At 69.8% G+C, this 14,050-nt stretch carries 16 protein-coding genes and 1 rRNA gene; 5 read left to right on the forward strand and 12 right to left on the reverse strand.

Features of this window, described 5'->3' with window-relative positions; genetic code table 11:
- Positions 1–65: 65 nt before the first annotated feature.
- Genes ACWF9G_RS28340 through bioB form a run of 3 tightly spaced genes read right to left on the reverse strand, consistent with a single transcriptional unit; the run spans position 66 to position 1,962 of the window.
- A complete protein-coding gene (locus ACWF9G_RS28340) occupies positions 66–713 on the reverse strand; it encodes a DUF2567 domain-containing protein (RefSeq protein ID WP_452519020.1) in 648 nt (215 codons plus the stop codon).
- A complete protein-coding gene (gene bsaP / locus ACWF9G_RS28345) occupies positions 713–922 on the reverse strand; it encodes a biotin synthase auxiliary protein BsaP (protein WP_378854095.1) in 210 nt (69 codons plus the stop codon). Before bsaP ends, ACWF9G_RS28340 begins: the two co-directional genes overlap by 1 nt.
- 26 nt (positions 923–948) lie before the next feature.
- Positions 949–1,962: a biotin synthase BioB gene (gene bioB / locus ACWF9G_RS28350; RefSeq protein ID WP_019046302.1), complete on the reverse strand. Its 1,014-nt coding sequence runs from the start codon at positions 1,960–1,962 to the stop codon at positions 949–951.
- A gap of 150 nt (positions 1,963–2,112) precedes the next feature.
- On the opposite strand from bioB, the gene ACWF9G_RS28355 reads away from it, so the two are divergent.
- On the forward strand, positions 2,113–2,697 hold the full coding sequence (locus tag ACWF9G_RS28355) for a TetR/AcrR family transcriptional regulator C-terminal domain-containing protein (RefSeq protein ID WP_379308733.1): 585 nt from the start codon (positions 2,113–2,115) through the stop codon (positions 2,695–2,697).
- 7 nt (positions 2,698–2,704) lie between these two features.
- Here ACWF9G_RS28355 and ACWF9G_RS28360 read toward each other — a convergent pair whose 3' ends face one another.
- Together ACWF9G_RS28360 and ACWF9G_RS28365 are read right to left on the reverse strand one after the other, a co-directional pair.
- Positions 2,705–2,842: a hypothetical protein gene (locus ACWF9G_RS28360; protein ID WP_379085493.1), complete on the reverse strand. Its 138-nt coding sequence runs from the start codon at positions 2,840–2,842 to the stop codon at positions 2,705–2,707.
- Positions 2,843–2,903: 61 nt separating this feature from the next.
- Positions 2,904–3,656, reverse strand: a complete 753-nt coding sequence (locus ACWF9G_RS28365) for an AraC family transcriptional regulator (RefSeq protein WP_452519021.1) — start codon at positions 3,654–3,656, stop codon at positions 2,904–2,906.
- A gap of 62 nt (positions 3,657–3,718) precedes the next feature.
- Here ACWF9G_RS28365 and ACWF9G_RS28370 point away from each other — a divergent pair, with 62 nt between their 5' ends.
- Positions 3,719–4,297 carry a TIGR03086 family metal-binding protein gene (locus tag ACWF9G_RS28370; RefSeq protein WP_452519023.1) on the forward strand — a complete coding sequence of 193 codons (579 nt, stop codon included), beginning with the start codon at positions 3,719–3,721 and terminating at the stop codon, positions 4,295–4,297.
- A 40-nt stretch (positions 4,298–4,337) separates the two neighbouring features.
- On the opposite strand, the gene ACWF9G_RS28375 is transcribed toward ACWF9G_RS28370, so the two are convergent.
- The 5 genes from ACWF9G_RS28375 to ACWF9G_RS28395 form a co-directional block, all read right to left on the reverse strand.
- On the reverse strand, positions 4,338–5,534 hold the full coding sequence (locus tag ACWF9G_RS28375; protein WP_379308730.1) for an MFS transporter: 1,197 nt from the start codon (positions 5,532–5,534) through the stop codon (positions 4,338–4,340).
- A 391-nt stretch (positions 5,535–5,925) separates the two neighbouring features.
- On the reverse strand, positions 5,926–7,275 hold the full coding sequence (locus ACWF9G_RS28380; protein ID WP_452519025.1) for an LLM class flavin-dependent oxidoreductase: 1,350 nt from the start codon (positions 7,273–7,275) through the stop codon (positions 5,926–5,928).
- Positions 7,272–8,033: an ABC transporter ATP-binding protein gene (locus tag ACWF9G_RS28385; protein ID WP_452519027.1), complete on the reverse strand. Its 762-nt coding sequence runs from the start codon at positions 8,031–8,033 to the stop codon at positions 7,272–7,274. The genes ACWF9G_RS28380 and ACWF9G_RS28385 overlap by 4 nt, the downstream gene beginning before the upstream one ends.
- Complete coding sequence (locus tag ACWF9G_RS28390; RefSeq protein ID WP_452519029.1) at positions 8,009–8,872, reverse strand: ABC transporter permease; 864 nt, start codon at positions 8,870–8,872, stop codon at positions 8,009–8,011. The genes ACWF9G_RS28385 and ACWF9G_RS28390 overlap by 25 nt, the downstream gene beginning before the upstream one ends.
- Positions 8,872–9,963 (reverse strand): ABC transporter substrate-binding protein, encoded by a 1,092-nt coding sequence (locus tag ACWF9G_RS28395; RefSeq protein WP_452519031.1) that lies wholly within the window; start codon positions 9,961–9,963, stop codon positions 8,872–8,874. Before ACWF9G_RS28395 ends, ACWF9G_RS28390 begins: the two co-directional genes overlap by 1 nt.
- Positions 9,964–10,233: 270 nt before the next feature.
- On the opposite strand from ACWF9G_RS28395, the gene ACWF9G_RS28400 reads away from it, so the two are divergent.
- From ACWF9G_RS28400 to ACWF9G_RS28410, 3 genes are read left to right on the forward strand one after another with little or no spacing between them, the layout of a single operon-like run.
- On the forward strand, positions 10,234–11,265 hold the full coding sequence (locus ACWF9G_RS28400) for a FecCD family ABC transporter permease (protein WP_379308725.1): 1,032 nt from the start codon (positions 10,234–10,236) through the stop codon (positions 11,263–11,265).
- Positions 11,262–12,344, forward strand: coding sequence for an ABC transporter ATP-binding protein (locus ACWF9G_RS28405; RefSeq protein ID WP_452519033.1), 1,083 nt, complete (start codon positions 11,262–11,264; stop codon positions 12,342–12,344). Before ACWF9G_RS28400 ends, ACWF9G_RS28405 begins: the two co-directional genes overlap by 4 nt.
- Positions 12,344–13,375, forward strand: a complete 1,032-nt coding sequence (locus ACWF9G_RS28410; protein WP_452519038.1) for an ABC transporter substrate-binding protein — start codon at positions 12,344–12,346, stop codon at positions 13,373–13,375. Before ACWF9G_RS28405 ends, ACWF9G_RS28410 begins: the two co-directional genes overlap by 1 nt.
- A gap of 21 nt (positions 13,376–13,396) precedes the next feature.
- Here ACWF9G_RS28410 and ACWF9G_RS28415 read toward each other — a convergent pair whose 3' ends face one another.
- The gene (locus ACWF9G_RS28415) at positions 13,397–13,864 is read right to left on the reverse strand and encodes an SRPBCC domain-containing protein (RefSeq protein WP_452519035.1); all 468 of its coding nucleotides are present in this window, start codon (positions 13,862–13,864) and stop codon (positions 13,397–13,399) included.
- Between the two features lie 95 nt (positions 13,865–13,959).
- Positions 13,960–14,050 (reverse strand): 5S ribosomal RNA (gene rrf, locus ACWF9G_RS28420); the annotation flags it as partial.

The raw sequence follows: 14,050 nt of genomic DNA on the forward strand, positions 1-14,050 counted from the left end.
CCTCTCGAGCCGTCTACCTGCCGTTATAGACGATGGTAGAGACCAGGGGCGACGTGGAATCGCGCTCAGGCGCGCGGTTGCGGACTCGCATCGAAATCGCCGCTCGGCCGATACTCCTCGGCCTGGGCAGGCAGCGGATAGTCGTCGATCTCGGCCGGGCGCAGATCGCCGAGCAAACCCGCAGTGCCGGAACCGAGATCGGTGCGCGGGTGCAGCGCGGCGAGGAACAACAGCACGAGCGCGGCCAGGAACGGTTGCACCAGCAACGCGAGATCGGTGCCCACCTCGGCGGGCAACGCGACGATTTGCCCGACCGCGGGATCGTCCGGACGCGGATGCCGCAGCTCGGCGACCGCTTCGCCCACCCACATCATCACGGCGGCACCGAGACCCGAGGCGAGCAGGATCCCGACGACCAGCAGGGGCCCGCGGACGCTCCGCACCCGCCAGGCCGCGGCCGCGCTCAGCACCGCGACCACCGCACCGAGGCACAGGAACATCCCGACGGCGTCGAACAGGTGCAGGCTCTCGCCGGTGAGCACGGCGGCGCGACCGGGCTGGGTCACCCGCAGCCGTTCGGTCGGCGCGAGCAGTCCCCAGGCCACGCCCGCCGCCGCGCTCACCGCGAGCACGGCGGCCGCGACGACACCGACGCCGATCAGTTCACGGCGCAGCACCTCGGGGCGCGGCCCGGCACCGACCTCGGCTACCACTACCGGCGTTCCAGCTGCGCCGATTCGATGACCCCGTGCCGGGAGCACTTGGCCCACCAGCCGTCGGGGCTCACCTGCACGATCATCCGCCGGCCGCACTGCTCGCAGAAGCGCGGCGGCTCGAGCCCGAGCGCCGCCGACGCGGGCATCGCGTCGTCGAGTCCGGGCACGATCCGCTTGCCGGTGAACGGGTTATAGCGCTCGTCCATATCAGTCACCCTACTGTGCCGATGCCTCAGAGGGTTTCGTTGAGCGCCTTGATCGGCATCTTCAGCTCACCCAGCAGATCGAGATCCGATTCGGCGGGACGGCCGAGGGTGGTCAGATAGTTGCCGACGATGACGGCGTTGATGCCGCCGAGCATGCCCTGCTTGGCGCCGAGGTCACCGAGGGTGATCTCACGACCACCAGCGAAGCGCAGGATGGTGCGCGGCAGCGCGAGGCGGAACGCGGCGATGGCGCGCAGCGCGTCGGCGGCGGGCAGCACCTCGAGGTCACCGAAGGGGGTGCCGGGACGCGGGTTGAGGAAGTTCAGCGGCACCTCGTCGGGCTCGAGCGAGGCCAGCTGCGCGGCGAATTCGGCGCGCTGCTCGATGGTCTCGCCCATGCCGAGGATGCCACCGCAGCACACCTCCATGCCCGCCTCGCGCACCATCCGCAGGGTGTCCCAGCGCTCCTCGTAGGTGTGCGTGGTGACGACCTTCGGGAAGTGTGACTTGGCGGTCTCGAGGTTGTGGTTGTAGCGGTGCACGCCCATCGCGGCGAGCTGGTCGACCTGCTCCTGGTTCAGCATGCCCAGCGAGCAGGCGACCTGGATGTCGACCTCGTTGCGGATGGCCTCGACGCCCGCGGCGACCTGCGCCATCAGGCGCTCGTCCGGGCCGCGGACCGCGGCGACGATGCAGAACTCGGTGGCGCCGGTCTTGGCCGTCTGCTTGGCCGCCTCGACCAGGCTGGGGATGTCGAGCCAGGCCGCGCGCACCGGCGACTGGAACAGGCCCGACTGCGAGCAGAAGTGGCAGTCCTCGGGGCAGCCGCCGGTCTTGAGGCTGATGATGCCCTCGACCTCGACCTCGGGACCGCACCACTTCATCCGCACCTCGTGGGCGAGCTCGAGCAGCGCTTCCAGGCGATCGTCGCCGAGGCGCAGCACCTCGACGGTCTGCGCCTCGGTGAGGCCTTCGCCGCGCTCGAGCACCTGCTCACGGGCGATGGCCAGAATGTCGGTCTGGACGGGTGCCTGCGTCACGACGTGATGTCCCTTCGACGGGGTACGTGCACGTGGCACGGGTGTGATCCACCCGGCGTAGCCGTGCAACTTGAACGGTGTTCAGGCTAGGGTAGCTGCTAAGGGTGAGACACGACACCCGGGTCGGTGAATTCGAACGGAAGGACGCGCGTGCAGCTGCGGAAGACGGATGTGGTCGATGCCGCCGTCGACATTCTCGACCAGTACGGACTCGCCGATCTGACGATGCGCAGGCTCGCCGGTGCGCTGCAGGTGCAGCCGGGCGCGCTGTACTGGCACGTCAAGGACAAGCAGTCGCTGCTGGGCGCGGTCGCCGACCGGATCCTGGCGCCGATGGACGAGCCGATCACGGCCACCGGATGGCCCGAGCAGCTCACCGAACTCGCCCACCGCCTGCGCGACTGCCTGCTCGCCTACCGCGACGGCGCCGAGCTGGTCTCGGCCACCTACGCCTCGCGCCTGACCACCAGCAAGGCGCGCGAACGCCTCGCCGGAATCGTCATCCGGGCCGGAATGACAAGGGAGGAAGCCGAACTCACGGCCTACACCCTGCTCTACTACGTCCTCGGCCAGACTGTCGACGAGCAGTCCCGCATGCAGATGGACTCCGTCGGCGCGCTGCCCGACGGAGCCTCTCCGCTGCTCGAAACCCCCGATCCCACAGCCCGTTTCGACTTCGGTCTGCAGCTGTTCATCGCGGGCGTGCGCACCATCCTCGGTACGCGGGTGCGCTGATCGCGAGCTAGGCGCTGCCGGTCATCATCCCGAGCAGCTGGAACGGCATCATCGCGTACATGAACGCGACCCAGATCGGTCCACGCACGGGATCCCCCGCAAGATAACCCTCGACCAGCCAGTTGATGACATCGGTAGATCCCATGGCGTCCACTCCTTGTCGTTACTTCGGTTCACTATCACTGTCGGGATAGCCGATCACGGCGTTACCGCATTTCGTAGCGCCGCGCGTAGCGGGTGGGGGGTTCACCGAAGATCGTGCGGAAGTCGCGGCTGAGGTGCGCCTGGTCGGCGTACCCGAGCTCGGCGGCGGTTGCAGCCCAATCGATCTCGGTTCGCTCGGCGAGACGCTCGGTGATCTCGTGCAGGCGATAGCGGCGCACCACCCATTTCGGGCCGATGCCGACATAGTCGGCGAACAACCGCTGCAACCCGCGCACGCTCAGGCCGAATCGGTCCGCTATCGCGTCGACCCTGGTCACCGTGGTGTCCTCGGCGATCGCGGCTACCACCCGCGTGGCGAGCTCGGCCTGCGGATCAGGAGCGGGCAGGCGCTCGACGAGGAACCGCTCGACCGATTCGACGTCGACAGGCGACGGCAGATCAGGACCGAAAACCGTTGCGGCATCGACCATCCGGTCCCGCAGGTCCGTCACCGGGCCATCGAGGAACGGCCGGAACATGCCCGGCCGGAACGCGACACCGAACACCGAACCGACTCCGGCCAGCTCCCGGTACAGATGCGACGACGACGGCCCGTGCACCTCGGCGCGGCCGTCGCGAAAACTCAGGTGGACGTTCGGCAGCGGCACCACCAGCTGCCGGTACGGCTGCTCATATTCCCAGGTGACGGTCCAGTACCGCGCCACGTAGCGCGTCAGCTCCCCCGACGGCGCGGCGAACGCGTGACGTTGCGACGCGCGCCAGGCACCCCCGAGTTCCCGCGGATCGCGTTCCACGCGGCGAGTGTATGTCGCGTTTGTTCAAGACAGCACCCGCGTCACGGTGGTTACCTCGGTCTATGTCCGAAACCGAACGCGTAGCGCTCGCCGCCGAACCGTTGTCGAAGCTTCTGCGCACCATCACGCCGGATCGTCTGGCCGCCCCGACCCCGTGCACCGAGTTCGATGTCCGTGCTTTGCTGAACCACCTGCTGTTCTGGGGTCCGTCGCTGATCGGCGCGGCACGCAAGGAGGCGATCACGCCGCCCGCAGCCGCCGAATCCGACGTCGATCTGACCGAGGGCGACTGGGCGGCGGCCCTCGACACCCAGCTCGACGACCTGGCCACTGCCTGGCGAAACCCCGATGCCTGGCAGGGCGTCACGCACATGGGTGGCCCGATGCAGTTGCCCGCGCCGCTGGTCGGCGGCATGGTCGTCGGCGAACTGATCGTCCACGGCTGGGACCTCTCCCGCGCCCTCGGCGCCACCGCCCGGTGGGACGACGACCTGCTCCGCTACGCCTACGACGAAACCGCCGCCACCGCCGACCAGGGCCGCCAGATGGGCATCTACGGACCCAAAATCCCCGTCGCCCCCGACGCTCCCCTCCTCGACCGCGTCCTCGGCCTCACCGGCCGCGACCCCGCCTGGAAGTAGGCCGTCGCAGCACCCGCGACTTCCCGGCTTGTCGGCACCATCACTCATCGCTGACCATCCGTGGCTGGACCCGGCCGGGGAACCAGCGATAGATCGCGACCGTGCCGAGGCCGACGCCGACGGCGAGCAGCGCGCCGGCGGCGGCCAGGCCGGCGAATGCGCCGACGATGCCGACGGAGACCGGACCGGCGAACATGCCCACATCATGGGTCAGCCGCCAGGCGCCGAGGAACTCCGCGCGGCGGTCCTCGGGTGCCGCGAAGGCTCCGACGGTCATGATCAGCCCGTTGCTGAGCCCGTTGGCCAGGCCGAGCAGCATGGTCGCCGCGCCCATGGTGAGCGCCGAGTAGGTGAACGGCAGCACGGCGTACCCGGCGGCGAAGCAGATGCCGCAGGCGATGCCGGTGACCCGGCTGCCCGCCCGGTCCAGCCAGACCCCGGCCGGGTACGACATGAGCACATCGACCGCGCCCGCCAGACCGAAGAGCAGACTGGTGGTCGCGGCGTCGATCCCCAGATGCGCCGCCCACAGCGGCAGCAGCGCCGAACGCGATGCCCGTGCCGCGCCGACCGCCACCGAAGCGAGCCCGAGAGTGCCCAGCGCCCTGCGGTTCTCGGACAGCACGGTGTGCAGCGGCCGCAGCGCCGCCTGATCGATCTCGCCGGAGCGGATCGTCACCATCGCCACGCTCGCCAGCAACGTGGTCACCAGTTGCAGCCACAGCGCGCCGACCGGCCCGTACCCGTGCACCAGCGCCGCACCGAGAAACGGCCCGCAGAAGAACCCGAGCCGATGCGCGCCCGCCAGCGTCGACATGGCCCGGCCCCGCTGCTCCGGCGCGACCACCGACACCAGATAGGTCTGCCGCGCCAGTCCCCACACCGCCCCGGCAGCCCCGTTGAGAAGCAAACCCGACGCCAGCACACCGAGATTCGGCGCGAAGATCGCCGCGAGCACACCCACCGTCCCGAGCACGCTGCCGACCCCGACCGCCGCCCGCTCCCCGATCCGCGCGACGATCCGCCCCGCGGGCAGATCGGTCAGCACCATCCCGAGCCCGCCCAGGGCGACGATCAGCCCCGCCGCACCCGCCGACGCACCGAGATCCAGCGCACGCAGCGCGTACATCGGCGCGGCAGCCCCCACGCCGACGCCGTACAGCGCCATCGGCGCGAACACCGGCCACACCAGCGACCGCAGCCGCACGGGAGCGGAATCGATCACCTCCGCGGTCATCGTGCCCTGCCGACGCGGCGACTCGTCGGAGCACCGGCGCCACACCCCGCCGCCGTCGGCAGAGCCGGTTGCGTACCGGCCACCCCTGCCATCGCCGGGCCCCGCCGAAACACAGTGCGGGGGAACTGGTGTCGATACCGCTTCACTTCGTCAGCGTGTACCCGACCCGGACTGGCGCGAGCTGCAGCGCCGGGATGGACGCCGACCACTTCCGCGCTCTCCTCGACCCTGCCACATGACGCAGCGGGCCGCTCGTCCCCGTCGACGGACGAGCTCGCCGCGACAACCCCACCACCGTTGGCGACGGCGCGGCTTCGCACCGGCCCAGCGCAGGCTTGTCGGCGGGGATCCGGTCTCGCAGCAGTACAGCAGTTTTCGTCGCTCGACACACTCATCCGACGGTAACGGGTTCCGGTGCGAACCGGCTCCGCGGACGGGCGAGGCCGAAGTGGTCGCGCAGGGTTGTTCCCGTGTACTCGGTGCGGAAGAGCCCGCGCTCCTGCAGGATCGGCACCACCGTCTCGGTGAAGACCTCGAGCCCGCCGGGGTAGTACGGCGGCATCACGTTGAAACCGTCGGCCGCGCCCTGGGTGAACCATTCCTCGATCGTGTCGGCGACCTGCTCGGGGGTACCGGCGAAGACCCGGTGTCCGCGGGCGCCCGCCAGCCGGTGCAGCAGCCCACGCAGTGTCGGCCGTTCCCGCTCGACGATGCCCGCCACCACCTGCAGCCTGCTGCGCGCGTTGTCGGTGACATCACCGGCCCCGGCGAACACCTCCACCGGCACCGGAGCGTCGAGCGCGAGGGCGCGCAGCGAGGTGCCGGTGATCGATTCCAGCTGTTTGATCCCGTATTCGGGCACGGTCAGCTCGTTGAATTCCCGCTCCAGACGCAGCGCGGCGGCCTCGGTGTCGGCGATGAACGGACTGATCCCGGGCAGGATCTTCACCTCGTCGGCGTCGCGCCCGTACTCGGCGGCCTTGGCCTTGATGTCGGCGTAGAAGGTCTGCGCGTCCGAAAGCCGTTGGTGCGCCGTGAAGATAGCCTCGGCGTACTTGCCGGCGAAGGCTCGTCCCTCGTTGGAGGCGCCCGCCTGCACCAGCACCGGATGCCCCTGCGGCGTCCGCGCGGCATTGAACGGCCCACGCACGCGCAGGTGTTCGCCGACGAAGTCGATCGGATGAATCTTGTCCGGGTCGGCGTAGATGCCCGCGGCGCGGTCGAGCAGGATCGCGTCGTCCTCCCAGCTGTCCCACAGGGCGACCACCGCGTCGACGAATTCCCGTGCGCGGGCATACCGTTCGGCGTGATCGGGGTGCCGGTCGAGCCCGAAGTTGGCCGCCGCCAAATCGGTTCCGGTGGTGACGATATTCCAGCCTGCCCGCCCACCGGAGATATGATCGAGCGAGGAGAACAGGCGAGCCAGGTTGTAGGGCTCGTAGTAGGTGGTCGACGCGGTCGCGATGAGACCCAGATGTGTTGTGGCCGTGGCGATCGCGGTCAGCAGGGTAATCGGCTCCAGGCCGGGCGCCGCGTTGTGGCGCACGTCGGTGCGCAGGGCGGGCCCGTCGGCGAAGAACACCGCATCCAGCTTCGCCGCCTCGGCGGTGCGCCCGATCTCCTGGTAGTAGGTGACGTCGTAGATGCGCTCCGGCCTGCTGTCGGGATGCCGCCAGGCGGCCTCGTGGTGCCCCGACGGGTAGATGAACGCGTTGAGACTCAATTGCCGCGGTGCACTCATGACGCTGCTTTCACTTCCTCGAATTCGGTGGTGTCGACGCCGAGCCCGGCCAGCAGGACCTCGCGCAGCCGGACGAACTCCGGGTGCGCGTGCCTGCGCGGGCGCGGCGCGTCGATGCGCTGATCGATGGCGATCCGTCCCTCGTCCAGGACCAGCACCCGGTCGGCGAGCAACACCGCCTCGTCCACGTCGTGGGTCACCAGCAGGACGGCGGGCCGATGCCGCTCGCACAGCGCCTGCAACAGGGCGTGCATGCGGATCCGGGTCAGCGCGTCGAGCGCGCCGAACGGTTCGTCGGCCAGCAGCAGTTCCGGCTCGCGGACCAGCGATCTGGCCAGCGCCACCCGCTGCTGCTCACCACCGGAAAGCTCACGCGGCCAGGCCTTCTCGCGTCCCGCCAGCCCGACCTCGGCCAGCGCCGAGCGCCCACGTTCGGCGGCGTCGCGCCCGGTGAGCCCGAGCACCACGTTGTCGAGCACCCGCGCCCAGGGCAGCAGCCGCGAATCCTGGAACACCACCGCCCGCTGGGTCGGCACGGTCAGCTCGCCGGAGCCCGGCACGTCGGCGTCGAGTTCGGCCAGCGCCCGCAACAGCGTGCTCTTGCCGGAACCGCTGCGGCCGAGCAGGGCGACGAACTCGCCGCGCCGGATCTCGATATCTATGCCGTTCAACACGATTCGATCACCGAAGCCGCGGGTGAGTGCGCCGGTGCGCACCACGATCCGCTCGTCGTTCAGTCGCCCAGTGTCTGTCGCCATGCCAGCGCCTTCCGTTCCGCCGCCCGCACGGCGAGGTCGCCGAAGAGCCCGAGGAGTCCGTAGATCACCAGACCGACGACGATCACGTCGATCTGTCCATAGGTGCGCGCCTGCGTCATCAGATAGCCGATGCCGCTGGTCGCGTTGACCTGTTCGACCACGACCAGCGCCAGCCAGGAGATGGTCACCGCCAGCCGCAATCCGAGGAAGAATCCGGGCAGCGACCCGGGCAGCGCGACCCGCCGCAGAAAGCCCAACCACGACAGCCCGACCGTCTCGGCGAGCTCCACGTACCGGGCATCCACGCTGCGCAGCGAGGCGTGGGTGTTGATGTAGACCGGGATCAGCACGCTGGTCGTGATGACGATCAGCTTCATCTCTTCACCGATGCCGAACCAGACGATGAACAGCGGGATCAGCGCCAGTGTCGGAATCGAGCGCTTGATCTGCACCGGGCCGTCGACGACCGCCTCACCGAGCCGGCTCAACCCCGCCACCAGCGCGAGCACCACGCCGATCACCACACCGAGTCCGAGCCCGATCGCCGCGCGCTGTAGCGAGGTCAGCAGGTTGGACTGCAAACGGCCGTCGGCGATCAGGTCACCGGCGGTCTGGGCGACCGTCCACGGCGCGGGCAGCGTCTCGGGATCCAGTGCGCCCGTGGCCGATCCGAGCACCCACGCGCCGATGAGCAATGCCGGTCCGAGCGCGAAGCCGAACGGAATCGGCTTGCCCGGTCCGAGCCTGCGCCCGCCCCGCCCGCGCGGCGCGAGCGCCTCGACCGGGGCGGCGGTGCCGGTGCGGATGCGCCGCAGCACACCCGCGTCGATGGTCGCCATCAGCTCGTCGCCGGCGCGAACGCCGCCCCGCTGGTGGTGACCGCCTCGGTGACCGCGGCATCGAAGCGCAGATCGAAGCCGTCGACGGCCTTGATCTTCTTCGGCAGCTCACCCACGGCGTCGATCGCGTCGATGGTGGTCTGCTGGCGGGCGACCAACTGCTGATCCAGGTGCGGGAACGTGTAGGTGCCGAGCGAGTCGATGATCCGCTTCGCGTCGTCGGCGCTGACCTTCTGGATCTCGACGTAATACTTGGTCGCCCATTCCTCGCGGTGTGTGTTGGTCCAGTTCCAGGCCCGCACGAACGCACCGACGAGGGCACGGGTGGCCGCTGCCTTCGCCGGGTCCTGCACCACCGCGCGGCGCGCGTACAGGTAGGCCAGGCCGCTGTAGATGCCGGTGGTCTCCGAGTCCGGGATCAGCGACGTGCCCTGGGTGCGCAGCAGGCGGGTGACATTGGGTTCGATCAGCGGAGCCACGTCGACCTGACCGGTGCGCACGGCGTCGAGGAATTCCGCCAGCTGCAGCCGGACCAACTGCACGTCGGTCGGCTTCAGCCCCGCCTTGGTCAGCGCCTTGAGCACCGCGGCCTGCTGCGCGGTTCCCTCGGCGTAGGCGATCTTCTTGCCCTTCAGATCCGTGAGTTTCGTGATCGCGCGCCCCGGCGCGACGGCGAGCTTCAGCGCCTGCGGGTTGGTCTGGTACGAGCCGACGATCGGCACGTCCTGCCCGGCGGCCAGCGCGTGGATCGGCGGGACGTCACCCACCTGGCCGACGTCGGCGGCGCCTGCCCGGAACGCCTCGAGAATGGCCGGCCCTCCGATGAAGTTGGCGAACTCGATCTTGAACGGCAGCTTGTCCAGCTCACCGGACAGGCGAAGGGCCGACTGCAGCCGCTCCTGCTGATCGGCGACGATCAGGGTGGTGCCCGGCGGCACCTCGGTCGGCAGCGGCGTGTCAGGGGTGCCGACCGGAGCGTCACTGCCGTTCGAGCAGCCGCTCAGGCCGAGCGTCGCCACGGTAGCCATCGCGAGGAGCGCGGCGGTGGCTCGGCCACGCAGGCCGGGCAGGAAGGTGTGCGGTCGGTGCATGTACGGATTGAAGCAATCGGGCGATTCACCGAACAGCTTTAGCCTTACCGTGATTGGAACCCGGCCGCGCGCGCCGCCATCCGCCGCCGTCCCCGGTAGATCTCTGGCACAGGGTGCCACGCTACAGTCGATGCGTCCTCCCCGGTGGGTGCGGGAATCCGGTGCAATTCCGGAACGGTCGCGCCACTGTGATCGCCTCACGGCGAGAGTCAGACCTCCCTCGCCGGGCACCCTCCGAAAGGGCCGCGCCTTGCCTGTGGTGAACCCGCGATGATCCGTGCCCGGATCTCGCTCGCCTTACCCCTGCTCGGGGCACTGTTACTGGTCGCCATGCTCGGCGCCACCGGCTTCGGCGCCGAGATCGTCCCTGTGTCCGCGGTGCTCGACACCCTCGGCGCCCGCCTGACCGGGACGACACCCGCCGACCTGGGTATCGACACCATCGTCTGGCAGCTCCGAGTGCCACGCACGGTCCTGGCCGCGGTCGTCGGCGCCGGACTGGCGCTGGCCGGGGCGGCGATGCAGACCCTGGTGCGCAATCCACTCGCCGATCCCTACCTGCTCGGTGTCTCCTCCGGCGCGGGCGTAGGCGCGGCCGCGGTGATCACCTCGGGCCTGTTCGCCGGCGCGGGCATCTGGGCGCTCTCGGGCGGCGCGCTGGCCGGTGCGTTCGGCGCGGCCACCCTCGTCTTCCTCGTCGCCTTCGCCCAGGGTGGTCTGACGCCGCTGCGATTGGTCCTCACCGGCACCGTGCTCGGCTCGGCCTTCGCGGCGTTCAGCAGCTACCTGGTGTTCCGCAGCACCGATCCCGCCGCCGCGCAGTCCGTGCTGTTCTGGCTGCTCGGCAGCCTGGCCGGCGCGGACTGGACGACACTCGCGGTGCCACTGGTCGTCGTGCTGGTCGCCGGTGTCGTCTTGATGGCCATCGCCGGGTGGCTCGACGCGCTCACTCTCGGCGCGACCACCGCGTCGTCGATCGGTGTTCCGGTGAAGGAACTGCGCATCGGCCTGTTCGTCCTGCTGGCGGTCCTCGTCGGTGTGCTGGTCGCGGTGTCGGGCGGAATCGGCTTCGTCGGGCTGGTGGTCCCCCATGCCGCGCGCATGATCGTCGGTCCACGCCACCGCAATCTCCTCCCCGCCTGTGCCCTGTGCGGCGCGCTGTTCCTCGTCGTCGCCGACGCTGCGACCCGGGTCCTGGTGCGCCCCACCGAGATCCCCGTCGGCGTCCTCACCGGTCTGATCGGCGCACCGGCCTTCCTGCTCCTGATGGGCAGACGGCGCTACCAGTTCGGCACCTCATGACCGCGCACGACCACACTGCTCGTCGTCCGGCACCGGCCTCCGACGGCGAGCCCGGCAGGCACGCGGGTGACCAGGGCGCCACGCTGTCCCCGCAGCTCGTCGATTCCGCCGGTCCGAATCGTCACGGCGACCGGTCCGACGCGCGCACCGCGGCGGATGGTCCCGGCGAGGCCCGTACCCACGTCCCGCGGGCAACGACGGACGATCTCCTCGACGACCGGGCGAACGGCACCGAGCACCGCGATGGCAGCGCTGAAGCCCACGGGAACGTCGACAGCGCGGCCCGATCGAACGCCGCGCTGCCAGGGGCGGTGCGGGTGGTCGAGCTGACGTGTTCTGTCGGCAGGCGGAATATCGTTGTCGGCGCAGACTTTTCGATCGAGCCGGGCGAGACCTTGGGCATTGTCGGGCCCAACGGCAGCGGCAAGACGACACTGCTGCGGACGCTGGCCGGTATTCGGAAGCCCGCGCGGGGACAGGTGCTCATCGACGGTCAGGTCCTGCACGACCTGCGTCCGCGCCAACGCGCGACGACCGTCGCTCTGGTCGCACAGGACGAGAGTCCCTCCGCCGACATGCTCGTCGGCGAAGTGGTCGCGTTGGGGCTGACCCCCTATCTGCCGCCGTGGGGGCTCGGCGCACCGCGGGAACGTCAGCAGGTCATGGAAGCGCTCGCCGCGGTCGACCTCGCTGGTTTCGCGGACCGCCCGGTGCAGCAGTTGTCGGGCGGCGAACGTCAGCGCGTGCTGCTGGCCCGTGCGCTGCTACAGGACACCCCGGTCCTGCTCCTCGACGAGCCGACCAACCACCTCGACGTCACCCACCAGCTCGACCTCCTCGGCCTGGTGCGCGGACTGCGGCGCACCGTCGTCGCCGCCCTGCACGATCTGTCGCTGGCCGACCGCTACTGCGATCGGATCATCGTGCTGCACAACGGCTCCGCCCGACCACCGGCCCCGCCCGCGCAAGCACTGACGCCCGAGGTCGTCGCCGAGGTGTTCGGTGTCGACGCGGCCCGCGTCAAGCATCCGGCGACCGGCGAAGACCACCTGTTGATCACCCCGCGAAAGGCGCGATGATGAAGAACACCGGCCGCATCCTGGTCACCACCGCACTCGCCGCCGTCCTGGCGGCCTGCACCGGCACCACGGCAGACACCGCGACGACGATCAGCGTGCGCAACTGCGGCAAGGACACTCCGTTCCCCGCGCCCGCGCAGCGGCTGTTCGTCAACGACGGCAACCTCATCTCGATGGTCCTCGCCCTCGGCGCGGAGGACCAGGTGGCCGCCGTGTCGAGCATCCAGCGCGACGCCGACACCCTGCGCAAGCACTACGGCGCCGCCGTCGTCGACGGGCTGAAATCCGTCGCCCCCGAATACCCGTCCCGCGAAACCGTGCTCGCACAGCGCCCGGACGTCATGGTGGCCGGCTGGAGCTACGGCTACGACGAGGCGAGCAACCTCACCCCCTCCTCCCTGCAGAAGGACGGCGTCGCGGCCTACATCCTCACCGAGAGCTGCCGCCAACAGGACGGCGCCGCCGCGCGCGGCACGGTCGAACCGTGGACCGCGCTGCGCACCGACCTGACCGATCTGGGCGCGATCACCGGCAGGCCCGACCGCGCAGCGGAGGTCACCGCCGACCTCGACAGCAGGCTCGCCGCCTTGTCCGCGGCACCGAAACCGGCGAAGGCGCCGACCGTCTTCCTGTTCGACAGCGGCACCGACACCATCTACTCCAGCGGGAAATTCGGTGCGCCCCAGGCGATCCTCGAAGCCGCGGGCGCGCGCAACATCCTCGACGATGTCGCCGACACCTGGACCAAGGTCTCCTGGGAGCGGCTCGCCGCCGCCGACCCGGACGCCATCATGTTCGTCGACTACCCGGGGCAGACCTACACACAGAAGGTCGATCTGCTGCGCACCAAACCGGGCATCAACGGCCTGCGCGCGGTCCGCGACGGCAGGTTCTTCAACCTGCCGTACGCACTGTGGACCAGCGGCCCGCTCAATATCGACGCCGCCGAGCAGATCCGCAAGCAGCTCGAAGCCTGGAACCTCGTGCCTGCGTCGAATATGACGCCCCGCGCCGACGACGCGGTCCGCTGACCTCGCGCCGGGTGCGGCCGGTCAGTCGACCGTGCCGCGCTCGGCCAGCGCGACGATCTTCGCGAGCGCCACCTGCCAGGCCCTGTTGTTCTCGTCGAGGGTCATGCCCGGCGGCACACCCTCGTGCAGCACTTCGAGATCGGTACCTCCTGCTGCGTCGGCCAACACGAAGGTCATGGTCTGCTCGCCTGCCATATCCGGTATATCGGTGACGAACTCCAGGACCTGCTTCACCCGCTCATCCTGGATCAGTGTCAGGAACCGTCCGTAGTACGCGTGGTGCCGCGGCCTCGGCTTCCCCGTATCGGTCATCTCGTCCTCGGTGACGGTGATCGAGAAGACCCCGCCCTCCTCGGGCTCGAACCGGTGCATCTCGCTGACCATCCCGTCGGGCACCATCCAGGCTCTGACGGATTCGGCATCGACCAGCAGCCGATACACGGTCGCGCGGGGCGCATTGATGTGCGTGCCGATCCTCGTGGTCGCCATAGCTCCACGGTAGCCCCAGAACCCGCCGAATGGTCGGTAGGGCACGAACGCAAAAAGGCCCTCCAACCGTAGTTGGAGGGCCTTTCGCAATGATGTTCCGGCGGTGTCCTACTCTCCCACACCCTGTCGAGTGCAGTACCATCGGCGCAGGTGGCCTTAGCTTCCGGGTTCGGAATGGGACCGGGC

It is taken from the genome of Nocardia sp. NPDC055029, from assembly GCF_053608525.1.